Source organism: Rhodoferax sp. LS1R11 (assembly GCF_056521395.1).
The window spans coordinates 423,153-449,025 of record NZ_JBWMAW010000001.1; the positions used below are offsets into that span (position 1 = coordinate 423,153).

General features: G+C 56.2%; 24 protein-coding genes. 22 read left to right on the forward strand and 2 right to left on the reverse strand.

Annotated elements, in window-relative coordinates; translation table 11 throughout:
* Nucleotides 1-33 precede the first annotated feature (33 nt).
* Nucleotides 34-1,362 carry an amidase gene (locus AC097N_RS02040; RefSeq protein ID WP_479579055.1) on the reverse strand — a complete coding sequence of 443 codons (1,329 nt, stop codon included), beginning with the start codon at nt 1,360-1,362 and terminating at the stop codon, nt 34-36.
* Between the two features lie 173 nt (nt 1,363-1,535).
* Between AC097N_RS02040 and rpsB the strand changes: the two genes are divergently transcribed.
* The 19 genes from rpsB (at nt 1,536) to AC097N_RS02135 (ending at nt 21,645) form a co-directional block, all read left to right on the forward strand.
* Complete coding sequence (rpsB, locus tag AC097N_RS02045; RefSeq protein ID WP_479579056.1) at nt 1,536-2,288, forward strand: 30S ribosomal protein S2; 753 nt, start codon at nt 1,536-1,538, stop codon at nt 2,286-2,288.
* 88 nt (nt 2,289-2,376) lie between these two features.
* Complete coding sequence (tsf, locus tag AC097N_RS02050) at nt 2,377-3,297, forward strand: translation elongation factor Ts (RefSeq protein ID WP_479579057.1); 921 nt, start codon at nt 2,377-2,379, stop codon at nt 3,295-3,297.
* Between the two features lie 112 nt (nt 3,298-3,409).
* Nucleotides 3,410-4,132: a UMP kinase gene (gene pyrH / locus AC097N_RS02055; RefSeq protein ID WP_479579058.1), complete on the forward strand. Its 723-nt coding sequence runs from the start codon at nt 3,410-3,412 to the stop codon at nt 4,130-4,132.
* A gap of 58 nt (nt 4,133-4,190) precedes the next feature.
* On the forward strand, nt 4,191-4,751 hold the full coding sequence (gene frr / locus AC097N_RS02060; RefSeq protein ID WP_479579059.1) for a ribosome recycling factor: 561 nt from the start codon (nt 4,191-4,193) through the stop codon (nt 4,749-4,751).
* Between the two features lie 133 nt (nt 4,752-4,884).
* A complete protein-coding gene (locus AC097N_RS02065; RefSeq protein ID WP_479579060.1) occupies nt 4,885-5,739 on the forward strand; it encodes a phosphatidate cytidylyltransferase in 855 nt (284 codons plus the stop codon).
* A complete protein-coding gene (gene dxr, locus AC097N_RS02070; RefSeq protein ID WP_479579061.1) occupies nt 5,739-6,950 on the forward strand; it encodes a 1-deoxy-D-xylulose-5-phosphate reductoisomerase in 1,212 nt (403 codons plus the stop codon). The genes AC097N_RS02065 and dxr overlap by 1 nt, the downstream gene beginning before the upstream one ends.
* Before the next feature lie 21 nt (nt 6,951-6,971).
* Entirely contained in the window at nt 6,972-8,333 is a 1,362-nt protein-coding gene (rseP, locus tag AC097N_RS02075; protein ID WP_479579062.1) for an RIP metalloprotease RseP, read from the forward strand.
* A gap of 47 nt (nt 8,334-8,380) precedes the next feature.
* Nucleotides 8,381-10,681: an outer membrane protein assembly factor BamA gene (bamA, locus tag AC097N_RS02080; RefSeq protein ID WP_479579063.1), complete on the forward strand. Its 2,301-nt coding sequence runs from the start codon at nt 8,381-8,383 to the stop codon at nt 10,679-10,681.
* A complete protein-coding gene (locus tag AC097N_RS02085; protein WP_479579064.1) occupies nt 10,681-11,199 on the forward strand; it encodes an OmpH/Skp family outer membrane protein in 519 nt (172 codons plus the stop codon). Before bamA ends, AC097N_RS02085 begins: the two co-directional genes overlap by 1 nt.
* A gap of 22 nt (nt 11,200-11,221) precedes the next feature.
* Nucleotides 11,222-12,208, forward strand: coding sequence for a UDP-3-O-(3-hydroxymyristoyl)glucosamine N-acyltransferase (gene lpxD, locus AC097N_RS02090; protein WP_479579065.1), 987 nt, complete (start codon nt 11,222-11,224; stop codon nt 12,206-12,208).
* Nucleotides 12,205-12,645: a 3-hydroxyacyl-ACP dehydratase FabZ gene (gene fabZ / locus AC097N_RS02095; RefSeq protein WP_479579066.1), complete on the forward strand. Its 441-nt coding sequence runs from the start codon at nt 12,205-12,207 to the stop codon at nt 12,643-12,645. The genes lpxD and fabZ overlap by 4 nt, the downstream gene beginning before the upstream one ends.
* A 9-nt stretch (nt 12,646-12,654) precedes the next feature.
* Nucleotides 12,655-13,449: an acyl-ACP--UDP-N-acetylglucosamine O-acyltransferase gene (gene lpxA, locus AC097N_RS02100; RefSeq protein ID WP_479579067.1), complete on the forward strand. Its 795-nt coding sequence runs from the start codon at nt 12,655-12,657 to the stop codon at nt 13,447-13,449.
* Nucleotides 13,450-13,508: 59 nt separating this feature from the next.
* Nucleotides 13,509-14,642 (forward strand): lipid-A-disaccharide synthase, encoded by a 1,134-nt coding sequence (gene lpxB, locus AC097N_RS02105; protein WP_479579193.1) that lies wholly within the window; start codon nt 13,509-13,511, stop codon nt 14,640-14,642.
* The gene (gene rnhB / locus AC097N_RS02110) at nt 14,614-15,246 is read left to right on the forward strand and encodes a ribonuclease HII (protein WP_479579068.1); all 633 of its coding nucleotides are present in this window, start codon (nt 14,614-14,616) and stop codon (nt 15,244-15,246) included. Before lpxB ends, rnhB begins: the two co-directional genes overlap by 29 nt.
* Nucleotides 15,243-16,031, forward strand: coding sequence for a TrmH family RNA methyltransferase (locus AC097N_RS02115; protein ID WP_479579069.1), 789 nt, complete (start codon nt 15,243-15,245; stop codon nt 16,029-16,031). Before rnhB ends, AC097N_RS02115 begins: the two co-directional genes overlap by 4 nt.
* A 157-nt stretch (nt 16,032-16,188) precedes the next feature.
* A complete protein-coding gene (carA, locus tag AC097N_RS02120; protein WP_479579070.1) occupies nt 16,189-17,391 on the forward strand; it encodes a glutamine-hydrolyzing carbamoyl-phosphate synthase small subunit in 1,203 nt (400 codons plus the stop codon).
* The gene (gene carB, locus AC097N_RS02125; RefSeq protein ID WP_479579071.1) at nt 17,384-20,635 is read left to right on the forward strand and encodes a carbamoyl-phosphate synthase large subunit; all 3,252 of its coding nucleotides are present in this window, start codon (nt 17,384-17,386) and stop codon (nt 20,633-20,635) included. The genes carA and carB overlap by 8 nt, the downstream gene beginning before the upstream one ends.
* A gap of 106 nt (nt 20,636-20,741) precedes the next feature.
* A complete protein-coding gene (greA, locus tag AC097N_RS02130) occupies nt 20,742-21,218 on the forward strand; it encodes a transcription elongation factor GreA (protein ID WP_479579072.1) in 477 nt (158 codons plus the stop codon).
* 1 nt (nt 21,219) lies between these two features.
* Complete coding sequence (locus AC097N_RS02135; protein ID WP_479579073.1) at nt 21,220-21,645, forward strand: DUF4149 domain-containing protein; 426 nt, start codon at nt 21,220-21,222, stop codon at nt 21,643-21,645.
* Here AC097N_RS02135 and AC097N_RS02140 read toward each other — a convergent pair.
* Nucleotides 21,636-22,109: a YhbY family RNA-binding protein gene (locus AC097N_RS02140; RefSeq protein WP_479579074.1), complete on the reverse strand. Its 474-nt coding sequence runs from the start codon at nt 22,107-22,109 to the stop codon at nt 21,636-21,638. The two genes, AC097N_RS02135 and AC097N_RS02140, sit on opposite strands and share 10 nt — an antisense overlap.
* A 28-nt stretch (nt 22,110-22,137) precedes the next feature.
* Here AC097N_RS02140 and AC097N_RS02145 point away from each other — a divergent pair, with 28 nt between their 5' ends.
* The 3 genes from AC097N_RS02145 (at nt 22,138) to folP (ending at nt 25,845) form a co-directional block, all read left to right on the forward strand.
* Nucleotides 22,138-22,812 (forward strand): RlmE family RNA methyltransferase, encoded by a 675-nt coding sequence (locus tag AC097N_RS02145; protein ID WP_479579075.1) that lies wholly within the window; start codon nt 22,138-22,140, stop codon nt 22,810-22,812.
* A 118-nt stretch (nt 22,813-22,930) separates the two neighbouring features.
* The gene (ftsH, locus tag AC097N_RS02150) at nt 22,931-24,850 is read left to right on the forward strand and encodes an ATP-dependent zinc metalloprotease FtsH (protein WP_479579076.1); all 1,920 of its coding nucleotides are present in this window, start codon (nt 22,931-22,933) and stop codon (nt 24,848-24,850) included.
* 116 nt (nt 24,851-24,966) lie between these two features.
* On the forward strand, nt 24,967-25,845 hold the full coding sequence (gene folP / locus AC097N_RS02155; protein WP_479579194.1) for a dihydropteroate synthase: 879 nt from the start codon (nt 24,967-24,969) through the stop codon (nt 25,843-25,845).
* Nucleotides 25,846-25,873: the final 28 nt, after the last annotated feature.

Genomic DNA, 25,873 nt, shown 5'->3' on the forward strand with positions numbered 1-25,873 from the left:
CTCTAGCCCACGTGGAACGTGCGCAAGCAGCTATTAATTTTGTAGTAGTTGTTCGATTTGCAAGGCAATGCTGAGCACCGTATCGTCCCGCATGGCGCCCGCCCAGATCATCAGACCCACGGGTAACTCGTCAGGCAGGTGGCAGGGGATGGACACAGCGCAGCCGTCCAGCATATTGACGACACTGGTGTTTCGCAGCAGCAATGCATTGACGCGGAAAAAAGCGTCATCCCTTTCCGCTCCCGGCGCCACATCGGCAAGAGGAGGGGCAACCATGGGGACGGTGGGCGACAAGACTGCGTCATAGCCCTGCAGAGCCCTGTCCATGCTCTTAATCCAGCGGCACCGGTCACCCAGCAACTCGATGTAATCACAGGCGCTCATTGTCTCACCCCGCTGGATCCGGGCCAGTACCCGCGGATCGTAGGTTTTCCCTTTGGCTTCAATCAGGCGCCGGTGCCAGGCGTAACTCTCGGCCGCCGAAAAACCTCCGGTCGACTGAATGGATTGAAGCGTGTTGAGTTCGGCCAGCGTGAGTTCGTCGATATGGGCGCCTGCAGCGCGCAGCGTGTTGAGCGTGCGACTCCAGGCCCGGCTCACCGTTTCGTCGAGTTCGTCAAGCATGAGGGTGTTGGCCACCGCGAGGCGGTAGGCCGACAGCGGTGCGGCGCTGCGGGTGACTTGGCGCGCTGCCAGTATCTCGTGGGCGAGCACGGCATCGCGCACAGTGCGGGTGAGCGCGCAAACGGTATCCATGGTGCTGGACAGCGGGATGGCTCCGTCGGTGGGCACCAGCCGGGCGGTATTTTTGAAACCCACAATGCCGTTCAATGCCGCAGGAATGCGGATGGAGCCTCCCGTGTCCGAGCCCAACCCGATATAAGCCGCACCCGTGGCAACCGAGACCGCAGCGCCCGACGACGACCCGCCGGGAATCAGGGGAATATTGCCGGAGCAGGCGTTGACTGGGGTTCCGAAGTGCTGATTGATGCCGACACCTGAAAAAGCAAACTCCACCATGTTGGTGCGCCCCATCAGGGCCGCGCCGGCACGCCGCAGGCGGGCAACGGCAGGGCTGTCATGCGCCGCCATTTTTGCGTCGCCCAGAGCGAGCGAGCCGGCTCGGGTGGCCTGTCCCGCCACATCAAACAGGTCCTTCACCGAGACTGCCAGACCTGCCAGCGGGGTTTCGCCTATGTCCGGGCTATTCGCCACCGTGCGGGCTTCATCAAATGAGGTTTGCAGGAAAACATGGTTGCAACGTTCCGCTGCCGCGGCCTCGATGGCAACTTCAGCTTGCTCGGCCGGGTGGGCCTGGCCACTGCGTATCTGACGGCGTGTGGTGTGTAGGTCTGAAAGCATGGGTGGTTGGGTGCTATACTCTTTGGGTTTTGCTGGGTAGTCAAATGGCTCTCTGGCAGACAAATCAGCAAACCAGTTTCATCAAGGTGTTGCAGTTTTGTAAGGCGTACCTGAATGGCCTTCATGAGCTGCAAAAACGAACTGGATTTTAGACCTAACCTTTGGAGTTAAACATGTCAGTTACCATGCGCGAAATGCTGGAAGCCGGTGTCCATTTCGGCCACCAAACCCGCTTCTGGAACCCCAAGATGGCGCCGTTCATTTTCGGCCATCGCAACAAGATTCACATTATCAACCTGGAAAAATCGCTGCCGATGTTCCAGGATGCGGCCAAGTTTGCCCGTCAAATTTCTGCCAAGCGCGGCACCGTGCTGATGGTGGGTACGAAGCGCCAGGCTCGCGAGACGGTGGCTGAAGAAGCGCAGCGCGCTGGTGTTCCGTATGTTGACCAGCGTTGGCTCGGCGGCATGTTGACCAATTTCAAAACGGTCAAGACGTCGATCAAACGCCTCAAGGACATGAAGATCCAGCAAGAAGCTGGTCTGGACAGCCTGAGCAAAAAAGAGCAGTTGATGTTTGCCCGCGAACTCGCCAAGCTTGAGCGTGACATCGGTGGCATCCAGGATATGACTGTCTTGCCAGATGCTATTTTCGTGATTGATGTGGGCTTCCACAAGATTGCCATTGCTGAAGCCAAGAAGCTTGGTATACCTTTGATCGCTGTGGTTGATACCAACCACTCGCCAGAAGGCATTGACTACGTGATCCCTGGTAACGATGACTCCTCCAAGGCTGTCATTTTGTATGCCCGCGGTATTGCTGATGCCATCATTGAAGGCCGTGCCAATATGGCTGACGATGTCGTCAAGGCCATGGTGGCTGAGAGCGCTGATGAATTTGTTGAAGTGGACGAGGCATCTGCCTGAGTCGTCTTCGACCCCAAAGAAGGGGGGCATTAGTGCCCCTTTTTTTTAGCCCCTTTTTAAATATTTGAACTGAATACGGAGAATCAAGATGGCTGCAATTACCGCAAGCATGGTCGCTGAACTGCGCGGCAAAACCGATGCCCCCATGATGGAGTGCAAGCGTGCGCTCACTGAAGCTGAAGGCGATATGATCAAAGCTGAAGAGTTGTTGCGTGTCAAGCTGGGAAGCAAGGCTGGCAAGGCCGCAGGTCGTATCACGGCTGAAGGCGTTGTGACCAGTTTCATCGAAGGTAACGTTGGTGCGTTGTTGGAAGTTAACTGCGAAACTGACTTTGTTACCAAAAACGACAGCTTTTTGGCCCTCGCGAATGCTGCTGCCGAGTTGATCGCAAAAAACAACCCTGCTGACATCGAAGCGTTGGGTGCCTTGGCCTATGCCCAGGATGGCTTCGGTCCGACGCTGGAAGATGTGCGCAAAGGTCTGATTGGCAAGATTGGCGAGAACATGAGCTTTCGCCGTTTCAAACGCTTTGGATCGGCTGGTAAGGTTGCTTCTTATTTGCACGGCACCCGCATTGGTGTGGTTGTTGAATTTGAAGGCGATGACGCAGCGGCCAAAGATGTGGCGATGCACGTTGCCGCCATGAAGCCGGTTGCCTTGTCCAGCGCCGATGTGCCTGCCGAGTTGGTGGCGCGTGAACGTTCCGTGGCTGCTGCCAAGGCGGCTGAAGATGCAGCGGTTGCCACTGCTGCAGGCAAGCCTGTTCAATCCGAAGAAATCGTTACCAAGCGTATCGAAGGCGGTGTGCAGAAGTACCTCAAGGAAGTCTCCTTGTTCAACCAGTCGTTTGTCAAGAACGACAAGCAAACTGTCGAGCAAATGTTGAAGGCCGCCGGTACCACTGTCACTGGTTTCACGTTGTACGTGGTTGGCGAAGGCATCGAGAAAAAGGTCGATGACTTCGCAGCAGAAGTAGCAGCTCAAATTGCTGCTGCCAAGCAGGGTTGATTTTTTAGCCGGTTTACCAGGGCCGGTTGTTTTCACATCCTGATTCAAGTCGACACGATTGGTTTGAATTTGGAGTTTCCACGCTAATTTTCATCACATCAAGGAGTTCACCATGACCATCGCCTCACCAGCCTACAAGCGTATTTTGCTCAAGCTGTCAGGTGAGGCCTTGATGGGTGACGACCAGTTCGGCATCAATCGTGACACCATCGTGCGCATGGTTGATGAAGTTGCCGAGGTGACTCGCCTGGGTGTGGAAGTTGCTGTTGTCATTGGCGGCGGTAATATTTTTCGCGGCGTCGCGGGTGGATCGGTCGGTATGGACCGGGCTACTGCTGACTACATGGGCATGCTGGCTACCGTTATGAATGCTCTGGCACTCGGTGATGCCATGAACAAGGCGGGTCTGACGGCTCGCGTCATGTCGGCTATTGCAATTGAGCAGGTGGTGGAGCCTTACGTTCGTCCCAAGGCGTTGCAGTACCTGGAAGAAGGCAAAGTCGTTATTTTTGCCGCAGGTACCGGGAACCCGTTCTTCACGACTGATACGGCGGCTGCGTTGCGCGGTGCTGAAATTGGTGCCCAGATCGTTTTGAAGGCCACCAAGGTCGACGGCGTATACACCGCCGACCCGAAGAAAGACCCACTGGCCACTCGTTACGAAAAGCTTTCGTTTGACGAGGCGATGTCGCAAAACCTCGGCATCATGGACGCCACTGCGTTTGCCTTGTGTCGCGATCAAAAACTTCCCATCAAGGTGTTCTCCATCTTTAAGCACGGAGCCCTCAAGCGCGTCGTGATGGGTGAGAATGAAGGTACTCTGGTCTATGCCTGATCATGTCAAAATCGCACCGTCAAACAGTGCTCTTTGAGCTGCCTCGTTAGGAGAAAAAATGCCAATCTCAGAAATTAAAAATACGGTTGAAGTCAAAATGGATCAGTCCATTGCGGCCTTCAAAAACAACCTCACAAAGATTCGTACCGGACGCGCCAACCCCGCCTTGCTGGATTCGGTACAAGTGGACTATTACGGTTCCATGGTGCCTATCAGCCAGGTTGCCAATGTGGCCCTACTCGATTCCCGCACCATCACGGTTCAGCCGTGGGAAAAAGGAATGGGCGCCAAGATTGAGAAAGCTATTCGCGACAGCGATTTGGGCCTCAATCCATCTTCCATGGGCGATCTGATTCGCGTTCCAATGCCCGCCATGTCCGAGGAGCGCCGCAAGGAACTGACGAAGCTGGTTCGCAACGAAGGTGAAAGCGCAAAGGTGGCCGTGCGCAATTTGCGTCGCGATGCAAATGAGGCTGTCAAGAAAGCAGTTAAAGACAAGCTGGCTTCCGAAGACGACCAAAAGCGTTCTGAGTCAGACATTCAGAAAACGACTGATCGTCATATCGCTGCCATTGATCAGCTGATCGCGGCAAAAGAGCAGGACCTGATGGCTGTCTGAGTGTCATTTGCCGTGCGTCTGGTTCGAACCGAAACACGGCATTTGGCTCACCTTATGTTCCCGGTGTGCGCTTGTGTGCACCCGGGCAACTCGTTGCATCGCAACTTTCTGTCAGCAGTTTGAGGGCAATCAAATGCTAAAACAGCGCGTTATCACTGCCATTGTCCTGCTGCTCATCTTGTTGCCAGCACTTTTTTATCCATCTTTCGCGCCGTTTTGTGCCATTGCATTGGTCTTGATTGCTGCCGGTGCCTGGGAGTGGGCACGTCTGAATGGCCTGGGCAAGCAGGCTTCTATCTGGTTTGGCTTCGGGTGTTTCGCCACTTGTGTAGTGGCTTGGTGGATTGGCGTGCTTGAGCAATCGTTTCGATTTCTGTGGATTCTCACCGGGTCAGCGTGGGTTTTGGTGGGTGCCTGGGTGTTACGCAGTGGTGTTTCTGGGTGGTCTGGGCATTCCCGTTTTGTCCGATTGGTCGCCGGGTTTCTTGCGCTCTGCCTGGCTTGGTTGGCCGTCGCACAGGCCCGCGTGGTCGGCATCAATTTTCTGTTGTCCATTCTTGTGCTTGTCTGGGTTGCGGATATCTTTGCGTACTTTGCTGGCCGGGCGTTTGGTGGACGTTTCAGTACCAGCAAACTTGCCCCGAGCATCAGTCCAGGCAAAAGCTGGGAAGGCGTTTGGGGTGGTATGGCTGGCGTCGTTGCGCTGGCGTTCTTGTGGCGCTGGGCTGACGCCAGCGGGGCCCAGGTGGTACCCAGTTTGTTCAGTCAGCTCGGCACCCGAAGCGGCTGGCTTCTGTTGGTGGCTGCGGTGTTCATGGCCGCCATGAGTGTGGTCGGTGACTTGTTTGAATCGCTTGTTAAACGCAGTGCCGGTGTCAAGGACAGCAGCGGCCTTCTTCCTGGTCACGGTGGTGTGCTGGATCGGGTCGATGCCCTATTGCCCACATTGCCTTTGGCCATGATGCTCTACTCGGTGGTGAAACCCTGATGAATGAATTGACTGAAAACGTGAAGCAGCGCATAGCTATTTTGGGCTCGACGGGCTCTATCGGCGTCAGTACGCTGAATGTGATTGCGCGTCACGCTGATCGCTTTGAGGTGTTTGCCCTGAGTGCCTCAACCCGCGTGGATTTGATGCTGCAGCAGTGCGTCCAATTCAAACCCGTGTTTGCGGTGATGGCCAGTGAGTCTCATGGACTTTTGCTGGAGCAGAAATGCCGGGCGCTTGGTCTGGAAACACGAGTTCTTTGGGGCGAAGATGCTATAACGATGGTGGCATCTCATGAGCTGGTGGATTCAGTCATGGCTGCGATTGTGGGGGCAGCTGGGCTGGCATCGTGTCTGGGTGCGGCTCGCGCAGGCAAACGATTGTTGTTGGCCAACAAGGAAGCGCTGGTGGTCGGAGGCGACTTTTTTATGCAGGCGGTTGTGCAGGGTGGCGCCAAATTGCTGCCGATCGACAGTGAGCACTCAGCTGTTTTTCAGTCTTTGCCGGACGATGCTGCTTCGTGGCAAAGCCAGATCGACAAGATCATTCTGACGGCATCAGGTGGGCCGTTCCGGCAGCGTGATCCGCAGACGTTGCGCGATGTCACGCCCGAGCAGGCATGTGCCCATCCCAACTGGGTGATGGGACGCAAGATATCGGTGGACTCTGCCACCATGATGAACAAGGCGCTGGAAGTCATTGAGGCACGCTATCTGTTTGATGTGATGCCAGAGCAAATTGAGGTGGTCATTCACCCTCAAAGTGTCATTCATTCAATGGTTCAGTACAAAGACAATTCAGTGGTGGCCCAACTGGGGACGCCAGACATGAAGGTCCCGATCGCCTATGGTTTGTCATGGCCCCATCGCATGGTGTCAGGTGCGGCGGCGCTGGATTTCAGGGCAATGGCGGACATGACTTTTGAGGCATTGGATTCCAACGGTCATGCAGAGCGCTTTCCCGGCTTGAAGCTCGCCTGGTCAGTCCTGAGGGCGCCACCGGGCTCCACGGCGGTGTTGAATGCAGCCAACGAAGTCGCAGTTGCTGCGTTTCTCGACAGGAGGATCCGCTTCGATCAAATTCATGTGGTGAATCTGGAAACACTGGCGTCGGTCGTGACCGGTGGTCCGCAGTCACTTGAAGATTTGCTGGCCTTGGACACCTTGTCCAGACGCTCCGCCGATCAAGTGGTCGGGCGAATTGGTGTTTAAAAAAATATCGCTGAAGCTCGCATGTTGACTCTGGTTGCTTTTGTCCTCGCCTTGGGTCTTTTGATCGCGGTGCATGAATACGGGCATTACCGTATGGCCCTGGCGTGTGGTGTCAAAGTTCTTCGGTTTTCCATCGGTTTTGGTAAAACGCTGGTGCGCTGGCAGCCTCAAGGCTCTCATACCGAGTTTGTCATTGGCGCATTCCCGTTAGGTGGTTTTGTAAAAATGCTGGACGAGCGCGAAGCGCCGGTGACAGCCTCCGAGCGTCATTTGGCATTCAACACCCAGCCACTGCGTTCTCGGGTGGCCATTGTGGCTGCCGGCCCTATGGCCAATCTATTGCTTGCGGTCGTTTTGTATTCCCTTGTGAACTGGAGTGGCGTGCAACAGGCTGCACCCATTTTGGCAAGTCCAGAACTGGGGTCAATGGCGGAGCGTGCCGGGCTGGTGGGTGGCGAACGGGTTCAGCGCGCTGCTTTTGATGGTGAAGAGTTCCAGGATGTTCAGTCATTTGAAGACCTGCGGTGGTTTTTGACCCGAGGTGCTTTGGAGCATCGGGATGTGCGACTGTCAGTTGCCGGTCTTTCCGGCAAGACCAGCAACGAAATATTGTTGAAGTTGGGTGATATGGAGGCCAGTGAGGCCAATGCCGAACTGTTTCGAAAGATCGGGCTGACGGGCCCTTACACCCGGCCTGTGATGGGTGAACTGGTTAGGGGCGCAGCGGCGGACAAGGCTGGCCTGCGCGAAGGCGACCTGGTGCGCCAGGTTGGATCAATCCCGATTGTGGACGGTCAGCAACTGCGACAGCTGATTCGGACGTCGGTGATCAACGGGACGGCGAAATCCGCCATCTGGAAGGTTGATCGTTCTGGAGTACCTCTGGATTTGAGGGTTGAGCCTGAGGCGAAACAGGATGGGACGATGGTCGTCGGCAAGATTGGTGCCTATGTGGGCACCATGCCCGAGTTGGTTGATGTCAGGTACGGTCTTCTGGACGGCCTGTGGCGTGGTGTCGTTCGCACCTGGGATGTCTCCGCATTGACGTTGCGGATGATGGGGAAAATGGTCGTGGGTGAGGCATCTTTGAAAAATCTCAGCGGACCATTGACCATTGCAGACTATGCCGGTAAATCCGCAGGTTTGGGCTTGACGCAGTACCTGCTATTTTTGGCCTTGATCAGTGTGAGCCTGGGGGTTTTGAACCTGCTTCCACTGCCCGTTCTCGATGGCGGGCACCTGATGTATTATCTTTGGGAAGGCATTACGGGTAAACCCGTATCTGATGTTTGGATGGAACGCATGCAGCGCATTGGCGCTGCCTTCCTGATGCTCATGATGTCGATTGCCCTGTTCAACGACATCATCCGCTTATTTGGCTAAATACCCGGTGTTAATTTACAACGCCGGATTGACTTCTTAAACTAAAAATGCAATTTAAACGTTTCCATCTGCGCGCTGTGGCTGCCGTGGTTTCACTGGCTTTTGCAAGCAGTGCAGCCTGGGCTGTTGATCCCTTCACCGTGCGGGACATTCGAGTCGAAGGTTTGCAGCGCGTGGAGCCTGGGACCATCTTCGTGTCACTGCCTGTGCGCGTTGGCGATGTCTATAACGACGAAAAGGGCTCTGCCGCCATCCGCACGCTGTTTGGCCTTGGCTTGTTCAAGGACGTGCGAATTGAAGTCAGTGGTGATGTGCTGATCGTCGTGGTTGAGGAACGTCCCACTGTGGCTGATGTTGAATTTGTCGGCACCAAAGAGTTTGACAAGGAAGTTCTGAAAAAGGCCTTGCGCGATGTTGGGCTGGCGGACGGTCGCCCGTTTGACAAGGCTCAACTGGACCGCGCCGAGCAGGAACTCAAACGCCAGTACATCAACCGCAGTCTCTACGCGGCTGACGTCGTTACAACGGTAACGCCCATTGAACGCAATCGCGTTAACCTGACCTTCACGGTGGTGGAGGGCGATCCTGCCAAGATCAGCGAGATACGGGTGGTTGGCAACAAGGTTTTTGATGAGTCGAAGTTGCGCGGCTTGTTTGATCTGGACACCGGGGGCTGGCTGAGCTGGTATACCAAATCAGATCGTTATTCACGTGCCAAACTCAATGCGGACATTGAGACCTTGCGTTCTTATTATTTGACGCGGGGTTACCTGGAGTTCAAGGTTGAGTCGACACAAGTCGCGATCTTGCCTAACAAAACGGACATCGCCATCACCATCAATATTTCTGAAGGCGAGCGGTTTGTTGTGAGTGGTGTCAAACTGGAAGGAAACTTCCTGGGTAAAGAGGACGAGTTCAAGTCGCTTGTAACCATCCGCCCTGGCCAAGCCTATAACGCCGATGAGGTGGCCAAAACTACCAAGGCGTTCACAGACTATTTTGGTAACTTCGGTTTTGCATTTGCACGTGTGGAAGCCCGCCCTGAGATTGACCGTACCAACAACCGGGTTGCCCTTGTTTTACAGGCGGATCCTTCGCGCCGTGCTTACGTCCGAAAAATCAACGTTGCCGGAAACAACCGTACGCGGGATGTCGTCGTGCGACGTGAATTCCGACAGTTTGAGGCATCGTGGTACGACGGTGACAAAATCAAGTTGTCACGTGACCGGGTGGATCGTTTGGGTTATTTCAGTGATGTGGGTATCGAAACTCAGGAAGTACCCGGTTCTCCTGATCAGGTAGACCTGACTATCAATGTCGTTGAAAAGCCGACTGGTAGCCTGAGTCTGGGGGCCGGCTTCTCCAGTGGTGACGGCCTTGGTCTGTCGTTTGGCCTCAAGCAGGAGAATGCTTTTGGTTCGGGCAATTCACTGGGCGTTCAAATCAACACCAGTAAGATCAACCGTGTGGTTGTGTTCAATACGACAGACCCCTACTTCACGCCCGACGGGGTATCCCGCACGATTGATGTGTATCACAAGACCACCAGTCCGTATCAGGACCAAAATTACTACCAGTTGGTGACTTCGGGCGGAAGTTTGCGTTTCGGTGTGCCTTTCACCGAGACCGATACGGTTTACTTTGGCGCCGGCCTGGAGGCCACCACCATCGTGCCAGGAACCTCCTTGCCAACCTCTTACCAGTCTTATGCCAATCAGTTTGGTTATGACAGTACGGCCGTGCCTTTGACCATTGGTTGGTCACGGGACCGTCGTGACAGCGCGCTGGCACCCAACTCGGGCCGTTATCAACGTGCCAATGCCGAGTGGTCGCCCGCCGGTGATGCGCGCTACATCAGGGCAACGTATCAGTACCAGGAATTTATTCCAATCAACAAGCAATACACTTTTGCCTTCAATGGCGAATTGGGATGGGGCTTGGCGTCCGGTGGCCGTCCTTACCCCGTGTTCAAGAATTTCTATGGCGGGGGTCTCGGATCGGTTCGCGGCTTCGAGCAGGGCAGCTTGGGGCCACAGGACGTGAGTGGTACCTCGATTGGCGGAACTCGCAAGATCAATTTGAATGCTGAAATCCTGACCCCCTTCCCGGGTGCTGGCAATGACAGAACCTTGCGGATGTACGGCTTTGTCGACGTGGGCAGTGTGGGAGGTCCCGATGAGGGATTGGCTGCCAATGCCAATGCCAATAGCCTTCGGGCTTCAGCCGGTGTTGGTGTGAGCTGGATCTCGCCAGTGGGTCCATTGCGTTTGGCGATTGCCCGACCGCTCAAGAAATTTGATGGCGATAAAATACAAACCATGCAATTCCAGATCGGAACATCCTTCTAATGAACTACTTTCTACGTCGATGCTGTACCGGTATTTTGCTGGGTGGGGCGCTCCTGTCCGCGCAGGTTCAGGCGCAAGAATTCCGAATCGGGTTTGTCAGTACCGACCGGATTTTCAAAGAAGCCAGTACCGCCAAGGCCGCACAGGTCAAGCTTGAGCAGGAGTTTTCCAAGCGCGAGAAAGAGCTCGTCGACTTGGGCGCAGCACTGAAGACCATGGCAGACAAATTTGAGCGCGAGGCACCCACTTTGTCTGAAGGTCAGCGGGCAACCCGCCAAAAACAGTTGGTGGATCAGGACCGTGAATTTCAGCGCAAGCGCCGGGAGTTTCAGGAAGATCTGAATGCCCGAAAAAATGAAGAATTGCAGCAAGTGCTGGAGCGGGCCAACAAGGTCGTCAAGCAGGTGGCTGAGGCCGAGAAGTATGATCTGGTGTTGCAGGAAGCGGTGTATGTCAATCCTAAGCATGACATCACGGACAAAGTGATCAAGCTATTGAACTCTGGCAACGCCAAGTAATTGTGATCAAGGCAAGTGACGTGTGACGCTACGACTAGGTTCGATTGTTGAAGTACTCGGTGGAGAGTTACATGGCGACGCCGAGATCGGTATTGAGGGCTTGGCGCCTTTGGAGTCTGCTGGCGCCGATCAGATAAGTTTTCTCAGCCATCCCAAATACAAAAACCAATTGGCCGCCTCCAAGGCTGCCTGTGTGATTGTCAGCCCCCAGATGCAAGCGGATGCCTTGAGTCGTGGTGCCTGCATCGTGTCGGACCAGCCTTACCTGTACTTTGCCCGCTTGACCCAGTTGTGGAAGCAAACCCTCGCCCGACCCCTGCGTTCTATGGTCCATCCCAGTGCAGTGATCGACAGCGAGGCTATCGTTCATCCACAGGCGCGCATTGGACCGTTGTGCGTCATTGAAAGAGGTGCACGCATAGGCGCTGACACCGAACTCAAATCTAGGGTGAGCATTGGCGAGAACTGTGTGATTGGTGAGCGCTGTGTGTTGCACCCGGGTGTTGTCATTGGTGCGGATGGCTTTGGCTTCGCGCCCAATGCGGGCGCTTGGGAGAAGATTGAGCAACTGGGTGCGGTGCACATCGGCAACGACGTTGAAATTGGCGCCAACACCTGTATTGACAGGGGGGCGCTGAGCGATACGGTCATCGAAGATGGCGTGAAGCTTGATAACCTGATTCAAATCGGCCACAACGTGCGGGTTGGCCAGCACACCGCCATGGCGGGGTGTGTGGGGGTGGCTGGCAGTGCCACCATCGGGGCGCATTGCACGATTGGTGGCGGTGCAATTGTCCTCGGACACCTCTCGCTGGCCGACGGTGTCAACATCTCGGCAGCCACGGTGGTGACCCGCTCCATCCGCCAGCCGGGCCACTACACCGGCATGTTTCCGATTGACGAGAATGCGGCCTGGGAAAAAAATGCCGCTTCGCTAAAACAGCTGCACAGTTTGCGTGACCGCATCCGGGCACTTGAAGATAAATTAAAAACATTGGAACAACCATGATGGACATTCACCAAATTCTCAAGCAGTTGCCGCATCGCTACCCCTTCCTGCTGGTGGACCGGGTGCTGGAGATCGACAAGGGTAAAAGCATCAAGGCTCTGAAAAACGTCACGATGAATGAGCCGTTTTTCCAGGGACATTTTCCTCACCGCCCCGTCATGCCAGGTGTGTTGATGCTTGAAGCACTGGCCCAGGCGGCGGCCCTGTTGGCATTTGACGCGTTGGGCACGTCGCCGAGCGATGACATGGTGTATTACTTTGCCGGCATTGATGGCGCCCGATTCAAGCGCCCCGTGGAGCCGGGTGATCAGCTTATCCTTGACGTGGAGTTGTTGCGTATGAAGGCGGGCATTTTCAAGTTCAAGGCGCGTGCCTCGGTCGGTGGGGAACTGGCTGTGGAAGCCGAGTTGACCTGCGCCATGCGCGCGATCACCTGAGGGGGCGGTGTGACAGCGATTCATGCCACGGCCATTGTCGATCCCGGCGCAGAGCTTGACAGCTCGGTCACCGTAGGTCCCTACACCGTGATTGGCCCCCATGTGAAGGTGGGAGCTGGCACAACGATCGGGCCCCACAGCGTGCTCGAAGGGCACACGACGATTGGGCGTGACAACCGCATTTTTCAGTTCACTTCTCTGGGCGCGATTCCGCAGGACAAGAAGTACGCGGGTGAGCCCTGTGAGCTCATCATTGGTGACCGAAACGTCATCCGCGAGTTTTGCACCTTCAATATCGGCTCCCCGGGTGACACGGGTGTGACTCGGGTAGGTGATGACAATTGGCTGATGGCCTACGTGCATCTGGCGCACGATTGCGTCGTGGGTAGTAACACCATTTTTGCCAATAATTCTCAACTGGCCGGGCATGTGCATGTGGGGGACTGGGCGATTCTGGGCGGCTTCACGGTCGTTCATCAGTTTGTGAAAATTGGCGCCCACAGCATGACGGCCATGTGCACGCTGTTGTTCGCCGACCTGCCGCCTTTTGTCATGTGCCAGGGGCAGCCGGCTCAAGCCCGGTCCATGAACTATGAAGGTTTGCGTCGACGTGGCTTCTCGGCGGAGCGCGTCTCAACCGTCAAAGCCATGCACAAGGCTTTGTACCGAGATGACCTGACCCTGGTTGCTGCCCGCGAGCGCATCGCCATTTTTGCTGAAAACAGCCCTGAGTCGGCGCCAGATGTTCGCATGATGCTCTCCTTTTTAGAGCAAGCTTCGCCACAGCGTGGCATTGTGCGCTGACGGTGCAGAAGCCCTTGGGTGTTGTGATGCAGGGCGCGCAAAAACCGCTTGAGGTCGCCATGGTGGCCGGAGAAACGTCGGGCGATTTGCTCGCGGGCTTGCTGCTGGATGGCTTGCACGAGCGCTGGCCTGCCTTGACCGCTGCAGGCATTGGCGGCCCGAACATGGCCAAACGTGGATTCACCGCGTGGTGGCCACATGACAAGTTGTCGGTGCACGGGTACAGCTGGGAGGTCTTGCGTCGTTACCGCGAGATCGTGGGTATACGCAATCAGCTGAAAGCGCGTTTGATAGAACAGCGCCCCGATGTCTTCATTGGCGTGGATGCGCCCGATTTCAATCTTGATCTGGAAGCGGCCTTGAAGCGCCAGGGTATCAAAACCGTGCATTTCGTATCGCCTTCCGTCTGGGCCTGGCGAGCGGAGCGGGTTGAGAAAATCCGCGCCAGTGTGGACCACGTGCTGTGCATCTTTCCCTTTGAGCCGGCTTTGCTGGCCAGCCATGGTATTGCTGCCACCTACGTGGGACACCCCCTGGCCAATGTGATTCCCATGGTGCCCGACAAAGCGGGTGCACGAGCCCAACTGGGTTTGTCCGATTCGGACCGCGTGGTGGCCTTGCTGCCAGGCAGCCGAAAATCCGAGGTCAAGCACTTGGCTTTGAGGTTCTTTCAGGCTGCAGCCCTTATCCATCAAGCGCAGCCAGCTATTAAATTCATAGTACCTGCGGTTCCCTTACTGAAGGCCGAGATTGAGCAGGCCGCAGGCGCCAGCGGCATGTCTGGGCAGCTTCAAATCATGGAGGGACAGTCACACGCCGCGCTGGCCGCCTGTGATGTGACGCTGATCGCCAGTGGCACCGCCACGCTGGAGGCCGCCCTTTTTAAGCGGCCCATGGTGATTGCGTATCACATGAGCTGGATGTCCTGGCAGATCATGCGGCGCAAAAAACTGCAGCCCTGGGTGGGATTGCCTAATATTCTTTGCCAGGATTTTGTGGTGCCGGAGTTCCTGCAGGATGCTGCAACGCCCGCAGCGCTGGCCAAGGCTGTGTTGGCTTGGCTCGACATGCAGAGCAGTGCGCACGAAAAGTTGGACGCATTGCAAGAAAAATTCACCATGTTGCACATTGAGTTGCAGCGTGATACCCCTCGACTAGCCGCCCATGCGATCCAGCAAGTACTCCAGGCCTGAACAAGCCACCGCCCAGCAATCCGCGCTGATTTGGGATATCCCTGGCCTAGTGGCCGGTGTGGATGAGGCCGGCCGTGGTCCGCTGGCGGGTCCAGTCGTTGCGGCGGCCGTGATTCTGGATGATTTGCAGCCCATCAAAGGGCTGGCTGACTCGAAGGTGCTCACGGCCTTGCGCCGGGAAAAACTGTTTGATGAGATTCGGGCCAAAGCCCTGTGTTGCTCCATTGCCCAAGCCAGCGTCGAAGAAATTGACCGCCTCAATATCCTTCAGGCCACTCTGCTTGCCATGCGCCGTGCGGTGGAAGGGCTGCGCCTCAAGCCCGGCAAGGTCCTGGTGGATGGCAACCGCTTGCCGGTACTCGACGTGCTGGCTGAAGCCATCGTGAAAGGGGACGCCACGGTGCCTGCTATCTCGGCCGCTTCCATTCTGGCCAAGGTGTACCGCGACCGCTGGTGCGCGGAATATGACCGGCAATTTCCCCAATACGGTTTTGCCAAACACAAGGGGTACGGCACGGCCGAGCATCTGGCCGCCCTGCGCGCGCATGGTGCCTGCCCTGAGCACCGCACCACATTTCGTCCCGTGACCGAGGTTTTGCGATGACCAGTCCCCAAGTTCAGCACATCACGTCGAAAGACAATGTATTTCTCAAAGACTTGCGCCGTCTGTCGCAAGACAGCACGGCCTACCGCAAACAGGGGCGCTACTGGGCTGAAGGTGATCATCTTTGCCGGGCGGCCCTGGTGCGGGGAGCGAAGCCCTCCCTGGGAGTTTTTAAAGAGTCATTTTGGCCTCTAGCCCCCGCTGAGTGGGCGAAGGCTGCTACTAAAAACATAGTCATCTCAGACCTGCTCTTTTCCGAAATCAGCGGGCTGGAATCGCCTGCCAGCATGGGGTTTGTCTTTGATCTGCCGCAAATGGTCGCCTTGCAGCCGGGCGTGGCCTCGGTCATTCTGGACCGCGTGCAAGATGCGGGCAATGTGGGCTCGATTTTGCGCAGCGCGTCGGCGTTTGGATTCAGGCAGATCATCGCCCTCAAGGGTACTGCGGCGCTGTGGAGTCCGAAGGTGCTGCGTGCGGGTATGGGCGCCCATTGGGGTTTGCAGCTGGTTGAAGGTGTGGCTTTGTCTGACTTGGATGGGTTGGCCCTGCCGGTCATCGTGACCAGTTCACACCGGGGATCATTTTTGCATCAGGCGCTACAAAATAAAGAGCTGCCCACGCCTTGTGCATGGGCGCTGGGGCACGAAGGGCAGGGGGTCAGTGCCGAGTTGGAAGCCCTGGCCCAGCTACATGTTCGCATCGCGCAGCCGGGTGGCGAAGAGTCGCTCAATGTGGCTGCTGCCGCTGCGATCTGTCTGCACGCCAGTGCCACGTCTGCGCTGTAGAGAGAAGCGGTGAGGGTATCCCCTCGGTTATAATAGGAGGCTTCACCGCACCCCGTACGCCCTGAGCCCTCCCAAGCCAATTCCCTTATAAAAGCAAGCCAAGAATTGTATCTTGAGCGCGTTTGGGCGTACCCGAAAACCCCATCCGGAGAACCCAGTGCTTTTGTCTTTACAGGGAACATTCCCCCCCGCCATTCTGGCGCTCGCAGACGGCACGGTGTTTGTAGGAAATTCCATTGGAGCCACCGGCTCCACGGTTGGCGAGGTAGTGTTCAACACTGCCATGACCGGCTACCAGGAAATCCTCACAGACCCGAGCTATTGCCAGCAAATCGTCACGCTGACCTACCCGCATATCGGTAACTACGGCATCAATACCCAAGATGTGGAAGCTGCCAAGGTTCATGCCGCAGGTTTGATCATCAAGGATGTGCCGTTGGTGGCCTCCAACTTCCGCGCCGACATGACCTTGCCGCAGTACCTGGTGCAGCAAAATACGGTGGCGATCGCCAATCTGGATACGCGACAGTTGACCCGTCATTTGCGGACCCAAGGCGCCCAAAATGGCTGCATTCTGGCTTTGCCCTTGGGCGAAGCCATCACGCAGGCGGCCATCGACCAGGCTGTGGCGCTAGCGAAAGCGGCCCCGGGTATGGCCGGTGCTGATCTCGCCAAAGTGGTCACGACGTCCACTTCGTACGAGTGGACTCAGACTGAGTGGCAACTCTTCAATCCGCAGCTGCAAGGCAAGCCGGGTTATGGTGTGCAGGCACAGCCACGGTTTCATGTGGTCGCCTATGACTTTGGTGTCAAGTTCAACATTCTTCGCATGCTCGCTGAGCGCGGCTGCCGCGTTACGGTCGTTCCCGCGCAGACGAGCGCCGCCGAGGTGCTTGAGCACCAGCCCGACGGTATTTTCCTGAGCAATGGCCCCGGCGACCCCCAGCCTTGCGACTATGCGATTGCCGCCGTCGCCGAATTGATCGAGACTGGCATACCCACTTTCGGTATTTGCCTGGGTCATCAGATCATGGCGTTGGCCAGTGGTGCCAAGACCTTCAAGATGAAGTTCGGCCACCATGGCGCGAATCATCCGGTGAAAGATCTCGACACCGGTCGCGTCAGCATCACCAGCCAGAACCATGGTTTTGCGGTGGATGAAAAGACGCTGCCTGCCAACCTGCGTGCGACCCACGTCAGCCTGTTTGACGGTACGCTGCAGGGCATGGCCCGCACCGACAAGCCCGCGTTTTGTTTCCAGGGTCACCCGGAAGCGTCACCCGGCCCTCACGATATTGCCTATTTGTTTGACCGCTTCACCGTGTTGATGGAGAAGGCTCAGGAGAAGAAGAATGCCTAAGCGCACCGACCTTAAATCCATTCTCATCATCGGCGCAGGTCCGATCATCATTGGTCAGGCGTGCGAGTTCGACTACTCTGGCGTCCAAGCCTGCAAGGCGCTGCGTGAAGAAGGCTACAAAGTCATTCTGATCAACAGCAACCCGGCCACGATCATGACCGACCCGGACACGGCCGATGTGACTTACATCGAGCCCATTACGTGGCAAACAGTCGAGAAGATCATTGCCAAAGAGCGTCCCGACGCCATACTTCCGACCATGGGCGGCCAGACAGCGCTGAATTGCGCGCTGGATTTGTGGCATCACGGCGTGCTGGAGAAGTACAACGTTGAACTGATTGGCGCCACACCAGAAGCGATCGACAAGGCGGAAGACCGCCTGAAGTTCAAGGATGCGATGACCAAGATTGGCCTGGGTTCGGCCCGGTCCGGCATCGCCCATTCCATGGAAGAGGCCTGGGTCGTTCAGAAGACGCTGGGCTTTCCCACCGTGATCCGTCCCAGCTTCACGCTGGGCGGCACGGGGGGCGGCATTGCCTACAACTCGGAAGAGTTCGAAGTCATCTGCAAGCGTGGCCTCGAAGCCTCGCCCACCACTGAGCTGTTGATTGAAGAATCACTCCTCGGCTGGAAAGAATATGAGATGGAAGTGGTTCGCGACAAGGCGGACAACTGCATCATCATTTGCTCCATTGAAAACCTGGACCCGATGGGCGTGCATACCGGTGACTCCATCACGGTGGCCCCTGCGCAAACGCTGACCGACAAGGAATACCAGATTCTGCGTAACGCGTCGTTGGCCGTGTTGCGTGAAATTGGTGTGGACACCGGTGGCTCCAACGTGCAGTTCTCCATCAATCCGGTCGACGGCCGCATGGTGGTGATCGAGATGAATCCGCGGGTGTCGCGTTCATCGGCCCTGGCGTCCAAGGCGACCGGCTTTCCGATTGCCAAAGTGGCTGCCAAACTGGCTGTGGGTTACACGCTCGATGAATTGCGCAATGACATCACGGGTGGCGCAACACCTGCCAGTTTCGAGCCCAGTATTGACTATGTGGTCACCAAGATTCCCCGTTTTGCGTTTGAGAAGTTCCCGACTGCAGACAGCCGTTTGACGACCCAGATGAAATCGGTTGGCGAGGTGATGGCCATTGGGCGCACCTTCCAGGAGTCCTTCCAGAAAGCGCTGCGCGGACTGGAAGTCGGTGTGGACGGTATGAACGAGAAGACCCAAGACCGTGAAGTGCTCGAGAAAGAACTGGGTGAACCTGGTCCCGAGCGTATCTGGTACGTGGGTGATGCCTTTGCGGCTGGCTGGAGCGTGGATGAAGTGTTTGCGCTGACCAAGATCGACCCCTGGTTTTTGGTTCAGATCGAGCAGATCGTCAAGATTGAGCTGGAACTGGAAACCACGACGCTGGAAGCGATTGACGCGACAACTTTGCGCGCGCTCAAGCAAAAAGGTTTTTCAGACCGTCGCCTGGCCAAGCAACTTAAAACCACCGACACCGCCATTCGCGAAAAACGCCGTGCTTTGGGTATCCGGCCGGTTTACAAGCGGGTTGATACCTGTGCTGCCGAGTTTGCGACCAATACCGCCTACCTGTATTCGACTTACGAATCCGAAAACAGTGAGTGTGAGGCTGCGCCCACGGATAAGAAAAAAATCATGGTGCTGGGTGGTGGGCCCAACCGCATCGGTCAGGGTATCGAGTTTGATTATTGCTGCGTGCATGCAGCTCTTGCGATGCGGGAAGACGGTTACGAAACCATCATGGTCAACTGCAACCCCGAGACCGTATCAACGGATTACGACACTTCGGACCGCCTGTATTTCGAACCCCTCACGCTCGAAGACGTGCTCGAAATCGTGGACAAGGAAAAACCGTATGGCGTGATTGTCCAGTACGGTGGGCAGACGCCGCTCAAGTTGGCGCTGGATCTGGAGGCCAATGGCGTGCCCATCATCGGTACCTCGCCGGACATGATTGATGCAGCGGAAGACCGTGAGCGTTTTCAGAAGTTGCTGCACGAGTTGGGCTTGCGCCAGCCACCCAACGCGACGGCCCGTACTGAGCCGGAAGCATTGGAAAAGGCAGCCGCTTTGGGTTATCCGCTAGTGGTTCGCCCCAGCTACGTGCTGGGTGGACGCGCGATGGAGATCGTGCATGAGCAACGCGACCTGGAGCGCTACATGCGCGAAGCCGTGAAAGTCAGCCATGACTCTCCCGTGCTGCTGGACCGCTTCCTGAACGATGCGATCGAATGCGATGTGGATTGCATCCGTGATGCTGGCTCTGCGACCGAAGAAGGCGGTACCTTCATTGGCGGTGTGATGGAGCACATTGAGCAAGCCGGCGTTCACAGTGGCGACTCGGCCTGTTCACTGCCGCCCTACAGCCTGAGCGTGGAAACGGTGGCCGAGATCAAGCGACAGACTGCCGCCATGGCCAAGGCCCTGAACGTGGTGGGACTCATGAACGTGCAGTTTGCCATTCAGAACATTGACGGTAAAGACGTCATTTATGTGCTGGAAGTCAACCCGCGTGCGTCGCGTACGGTGCCTTTTGTGAGCAAGGCCACCGGCATCCAGCTGGCCAAGGTCGCTGCACGCTGCATGGTGGGGCAATCATTGGCTTCTCAAGGCATTGGTCGTGAAGTCACGCCGCCTTACTTCAGCGTCAAGGAGGCGGTGTTTCCCTTTGTCAAGTTCCCTGGTGTGGACACCATTCTCGGCCCCGAGATGAAGTCAACCGGGGAAGTGATGGGGGTTGGCAAAACTTTTGGTGAAGCCTTTGTGAAGTCGCAAATGGGGGCTGGTACCAAGCTGCCACGCGCTGGCAAGGTTTTTCTGACCGTCAAAAACAACGACAAACCGCGGGCTATTGAAGTGGCACGCGCCTTGGCGACCATGGGCTTTACTGTCCTGGCGACCAAAGGAACGGCTGCCGCCATGAATGCCGCAGGTGTGCAGTGTGCGATTGTGAATAAGGTGACCGAAGGCCGCCCGCATATCGTGGACATGATCAAGAACAATGAAATTGCCTTGGTGATCAACACGGTGGAAGAGCGTCGCAACGCCATTGCCGATTCACGTCAGATCCGCACATCCGCGTTGCTGGCGCGTGTCACAACGTTCACAACCATTGCTGGTGCCGAAGCTGCTGTGCAGGGCATGCGCCACATGGATCACCTGGACGTGATTTCCGTGCAGGAAATGCATGCGCAACTGACTGCCGTTTGATTTTGTTTGGACAATGACGGCATAATCGCGGCAACTTCATACCGCCGACCGGCAACGGTCGGCGGTTTCCTTTTGTGTAACACCTTTTAATTCAACGGAGCAGTACGTGGCTACCATTCCCATTACCAAGCGCGGCGCAGAAATGCTCAAGGCCGAGCTGCACAAACTCAAGACGGTTGATCGCCCCTGGGTCATTAATGCCATCGCTGAGGCGCGTGCCCAGGGTGACTTGAGCGAAAACGCCGAATACGAAGCAGCCAAAGACCGGCAAGGCTTCATTGAAGGACGTATTCAAGAGATTGATGGCAAGCTGTCTGTGTGCCAAATCATAGATCCTGCTGAGCTGGATGCTGGTGGGCGTGTCGTATTTGGCGCAACGGTGAAGCTTGAAGACGAGGATTCGGGTGATGTTGTGACCTATCAAATCGTGGGTGAAGACGAAGCGGACATCAAGCTGGGGCTGGTCAACATTGGCAGTCCTATTGCCCGCGCCCTGATTGGTCGCTCGGAGGGGGACACCGCAGAAGTCAAGGCGCCGGGCGGCATCAAACATTATGAAGTGGTAGCGGTCAGCTACGTCTGATTTGATGTCACGCCTGCCTGCCTGGGTAGCCGCTCTGTGGTGGGCCAGCCTTACTACCCTGGGGTTTCTGGTCGTGCCTTTGTTATTTGTGCATTTGCCTACACCCGCAATGGCGGGCAGCATGGCCGCCAAACTGTTTTCGGCTCAAACCTGGGTGTCGGTCGTCTGTGGCTTGTTCCTGCTCATGCAGGCAAGCGTGAAAAGGCCATCAGCCCATGATGGCCGTGCGCAGGCAGCTATGATTTTCATAGTGTCTGGCATGTTGTTGGCTTTGTTGGTTGAATTTGCCGTGGCGCCGCGCATTGTTTTGCGGGAAAACTTGCGCTTGTGGCACACCGTGGGCAGCGTGATGTATCTGCTGCAATGGCTGTGTGCTGCGGCGGCATTCTGGAAATGGATGCCGCCGCGCCAGACGGATCAGTTCTGACTTTGCTTCTTGATGCTGATCTGTTTGGGCTTGGCGCGTTTGACCTGGCCGCCAGCGGTCAGACGCTGGTTACCCAGAACGCGCAACGTTTTGACTTCAGGGCGTTGACCCGCTTGTTTGCTGTACTTCAGTACTTTGAAGTCACGTGGGCCTGGCATGCGGTTTTCATCCACCACTTTTTCGCGCTCTGGCATGGGGCGCCACAAAACGAGAAGTTTTCCAATGTGCTGAATCGGCGCGGCGCTGAGTTCTTCAGCCAGGGTTTGAAACATGGCTTCGCGAGCGGCGCGGTCATCAGAAAACACACGGATTTTGATCAACCCGTGAGCGTTCAAGGCAGCGTCTGCCTCTTTCTTGACGGCGTCGGTGAGGCCATCGCCACCGACCATGACCACGGGGTCCAGGTGGTGTGCGTCGGCGCGGTGTTCTTTGCGTTGAGCAGGGGTCAATTGAATTTGAGACATACCGGTATTATCGGTTACGAAGGTAAAAATGAAAACCCAAACTAAAAGCAGCAAGGTCAACCGGGCGTGGATCAATGATCACGTCAATGACACTTACGTCAAATTGGCCAAGCTCGAAGGCTATCGCGCCCGGGCCGCCTATAAGCTCAAGGAAATCGACGAAACCCTGAATTTGATCAAACCAGGCCAACTGGTGGTTGATCTGGGGTCAACGCCAGGCGCCTGGAGTCAGTATGTGAGGCGCAAAATGTCGCCCAAAACAGCCACAAGCGGTGGCGCGGCTGTCGGGAAACTCAATGGCACCATCATCGCGCTGGATCTCTTGCCAATGGAGCCTGTAGAGGGTGTGATCTTCCTACAGGGGGATTTCCGCGAGGCTGATGTATTGCAACGCTTGACAGATGAGTTGAAAGGCCGCCAGGCCGACGTGGTGGTGTCCGACATGGCTCCGAATTTGTCTGGCATTGCTTCTGCGGACGATGCGCGCATTGAAAACCTGGTCGAATTAGCGATTGAATTCGCTCAGAACCACATGAAACCGCAGGGTGCTTTGGTAGTCAAGGTGTTCCACGGCGGGGCGTATGAACCCTTGGTCAAACGGTTCAAGGAGACGTTTGTTGCTGTCAAGCGGATCAAGCCCAAAGCCTCTCGTGACAAGTCATCTGAAACCTTCCTGGTCGGTATGGGTTTGAAGTCGACCTGATTTCCATGCCACGTCTGGGGTTCAATCCCTGTGATTCCCAAGCAGGCCATCTTGAAACGCCTAAAATGACACCCAATTATGTTCAGTCTTCTAACCTGCTTCCCTATTGGAGCTTCGCTTGAATAATCAGTGGTTCTCGAAAATTGCCGTCTGGCTCGTTATCGCCATGGTGCTCTTTACTGTTTTCAAGCAGTTCGACACCCGGGGGACCGTGGGTGCCGGATACCTTGGTTACTCCGACTTCCTTGAGGAAGTGCGTGGCAAGCGTATCAAGAGTGCCATCATCCAGGAGGGGCAGGGCGGTACCGAAATCATCGCGGTGACCAACGACGACCGCAAGGTTCGGACAACGGCAACCTACCTCGACCGCGGCCTAGTGGGTGATTTGATTGCCAATAACGTCAAGTTTGACGTTAAGCCCCGTGAAGAAGGCTCTTTGCTTATGACGTTGCTGGTCAGCTGGGGCCCAATGCTTCTTTTGATCGGCGTTTGGGTTTATTTCATGCGTCAAATGCAGGGTGGCGGCAAAGGCGGGGCCTTCAGTTTCGGCAAGAGCAAGGCTCGCATGCTTGATGAAAACACCAATCAGATCACCTTTGCCGACGTGGCCGGGTGTGACGAGGCCAAGGAAGAAGTGAAAGAGGTCGTCGACTTCCTGAAAGATCCCGCCAAATTCCAGAAGCTGGGCGGTCGTATCCCTCGTGGTTTGTTGCTGGTCGGCCCTCCCGGTACCGGCAAGACTTTGCTGGCCAAAGGCATTGCTGGCGAAGCCAAAGTACCGTTCTTCTCGATTTCCGGTTCGGATTTTGTCGAGATGTTTGTCGGTGTCGGTGCGGCCCGTGTGCGCGACATGTTCGACAACGCCAAGAAAAATGCACCTTGCATCATTTTCATTGACGAGATTGACGCCGTGGGTCGCCAGCGGGGTGCCGGTGTTGGCGGTGGCAATGATGAGCGTGAACAAACACTCAACCAGATGCTGGTGGAGATGGATGGTTTTGAGACCAATGTGGGCGTGATTGTGGTCGCTGCCACCAACCGCCCGGACATTCTTGATGCCGCCTTGCTGCGTCCTGGCCGTTTTGACCGCCAGGTCTATGTGACGCTGCCAGACATTCGCGGCCGCGAACAGATTCTGAATGTTCACATGCGCAAAGTGCCTTTGGGTCAAGACGTCAATGCTGGCGTGATCGCCCGTGGCACTCCGGGTATGTCTGGTGCTGATCTGGCCAACCTGTGTAATGAGGCGGCCTTGATGGCTGCACGGCGCAATGCGCGCACGGTTGAAATGCAGGACTTTGAGAAAGCCAAAGACAAGATTCTGATGGGGCCTGAGCGCAAAAGCATGGTCATGCCCGAAGAGGAGCGTCGCAACACGGCCTACCATGAGTCTGGCCATGCCTTGATTGGCAAGATGTTGTCCAAGTGCGACCCGGTTCACAAAGTGACGATCATTCCCCGTGGCCGCGCCTTGGGTGTGACGATGAGCCTGCCTGCCCAGGATCGCTACAGTTACGACAGTGAATACATGTTGCACCAGATCAGTATGTTGTTTGGTGGCCGAATTGCCGAAGAAGTGTTCATGAACCAGATGACCACAGGTGCCAGCAACGACTTTGAGCGTGCAACGCATATTGCCCGTGACATGGTGACCCGCTACGGTATGACAGATGCCCTGGGGCCCATGGTTTATGCCGAGAACGAGGGTGAAGTGTTTCTGGGTCGCTCCGTGACCAAGACCACCAACATGAGCGAGCAGACCATGCAAAAGGTGGACTCTGAAGTTCGTCGCATCATCGACCAGCAGTACAGTCTGGCGCGCAAGCTGATTGAAGATAACAAAGACAAGATGCACGCCATGGCCAAGGCTTTGCTGGAGTGGGAAACCATTGACAGTGATCAGCTGGATGACATCATGGCAGGCAAAGAGCCACGTCCTCCGAAGGACTGGACGCCTCGCATGCCGCCCTCCGGGGGGGACAACGGCAGCGGTGGTGCACCCGCCGTCAAGCCTGATGCAGCGCCTGCGGTGGCCTAGGAGGCGGATCTAATTGACAAAACGGGGCTGTTGACAGCCCCGTTTTTTTTGCTCAATCGGGTTCATTCTTTTTGCTGGTCACGATTTCTTCTGTTCTTCAAGCGCCCATGTCCACCCTGAGTTGGAAAACGACCCGATTTGAAATTGATTTGACGACGCCCAAGGTGATGGGGATCGTCAATGTCACGCCTGATTCTTTTTCAGACGGTGGTCAACATGCGTCTGTCGCTTCGGCGCTGCAGCATTGCGACAAGCTGTTGCGCGACGGTGCTGACATCCTGGACATTGGCGGCGAGTCGACCCGGCCCGGTGCGCCACCTGTGTCACTGGATGTCGAGTTGGCGCGTGTGCTGCCGGTGTTGCGCGAGGCTGTCAAACTGGGCGTGCCCGTTTCTGTGGACACCTACAAGCCTGCCGTGATGCAGGCTGTGCTCGATCTTGGCGCCGACATCATCAACGACATCTGGGCCTTGCGCTGGCGTGAACCCAGTGCGGCCGGGGGTGTTACCTCTTTCAACGGAATGCAGGTGGTGTCCCTGCACCGTAGTTGTGGTGTTTGTCTGATGCACATGCATCGCGAGCCCATGTCAATGCAAGTCGCTCCAATGGACGGTGATGTGGTGGCTCAGGTGCTATTATTTTTGAAGCATTCTGCGCAGGCTCTGCGAGGGCTGGGGGTCGAAAAGGCCCGAATTGCGATTGACCCCGGCATTGGTTTTGGGAAAACCGTGGCGCAGAACTTTTCGCTACTGGCGCGGCAGGCCGAACTGGTGGCCTGTGGCTACCCGCTGGTGGCAGGATGGTCCCGAAAATCCTCTTTGGCATCCGTGTGCGGCACCGTGGGCCAAGTGGCTTCCGGCGGCGATGTGCATGAGCGCATGGTGCCCAGCGTGGCGGCCGCTTTGCTGGCTGTTGAACGAGGTGCTGGCATCGTTCGCGTGCATGACGTACGTGAAACGGTGCAGGCATTGAAAGTATTGAGTGCTATAAAATAGATAGCAGTAAGTTAATTTCATTCACGGG

What these genes read in the sequence shown, in the direction of transcription:
- AC097N_RS02040 (WP_479579055.1), bottom strand. Translation starts at nt 1,362, where the DNA reads ATGCTTTCAGACCTACACACCACACGCCGTCAGATACGCAGTGGCCAG.
- rpsB (WP_479579056.1), top strand. Translation starts at nt 1,536, where the DNA reads ATGTCAGTTACCATGCGCGAAATGCTGGAAGCCGGTGTCCATTTCGGC.
- tsf (WP_479579057.1), top strand. Translation starts at nt 2,377, where the DNA reads ATGGCTGCAATTACCGCAAGCATGGTCGCTGAACTGCGCGGCAAAACC.
- pyrH (WP_479579058.1), top strand. Translation starts at nt 3,410, where the DNA reads ATGACCATCGCCTCACCAGCCTACAAGCGTATTTTGCTCAAGCTGTCA.
- frr (WP_479579059.1), top strand. Translation starts at nt 4,191, where the DNA reads ATGCCAATCTCAGAAATTAAAAATACGGTTGAAGTCAAAATGGATCAG.
- AC097N_RS02065 (WP_479579060.1), top strand. Translation starts at nt 4,885, where the DNA reads ATGCTAAAACAGCGCGTTATCACTGCCATTGTCCTGCTGCTCATCTTG.
- dxr (WP_479579061.1), top strand. Translation starts at nt 5,739, where the DNA reads ATGAATGAATTGACTGAAAACGTGAAGCAGCGCATAGCTATTTTGGGC.
- rseP (WP_479579062.1), top strand. Translation starts at nt 6,972, where the DNA reads ATGTTGACTCTGGTTGCTTTTGTCCTCGCCTTGGGTCTTTTGATCGCG.
- bamA (WP_479579063.1), top strand. Translation starts at nt 8,381, where the DNA reads ATGCAATTTAAACGTTTCCATCTGCGCGCTGTGGCTGCCGTGGTTTCA.
- AC097N_RS02085 (WP_479579064.1), top strand. Translation starts at nt 10,681, where the DNA reads ATGAACTACTTTCTACGTCGATGCTGTACCGGTATTTTGCTGGGTGGG.
- fabZ (WP_479579066.1), top strand. Translation starts at nt 12,205, where the DNA reads ATGATGGACATTCACCAAATTCTCAAGCAGTTGCCGCATCGCTACCCC.
- lpxB (WP_479579193.1), top strand. Translation starts at nt 13,509, where the DNA reads ATGGTGGCCGGAGAAACGTCGGGCGATTTGCTCGCGGGCTTGCTGCTG.
- rnhB (WP_479579068.1), top strand. Translation starts at nt 14,614, where the DNA reads ATGCGATCCAGCAAGTACTCCAGGCCTGAACAAGCCACCGCCCAGCAA.
- AC097N_RS02115 (WP_479579069.1), top strand. Translation starts at nt 15,243, where the DNA reads ATGACCAGTCCCCAAGTTCAGCACATCACGTCGAAAGACAATGTATTT.
- carB (WP_479579071.1), top strand. Translation starts at nt 17,384, where the DNA reads ATGCCTAAGCGCACCGACCTTAAATCCATTCTCATCATCGGCGCAGGT.
- AC097N_RS02140 (WP_479579074.1), bottom strand. Translation starts at nt 22,109, where the DNA reads ATGTCTCAAATTCAATTGACCCCTGCTCAACGCAAAGAACACCGCGCC.
- AC097N_RS02145 (WP_479579075.1), top strand. Translation starts at nt 22,138, where the DNA reads ATGAAAACCCAAACTAAAAGCAGCAAGGTCAACCGGGCGTGGATCAAT.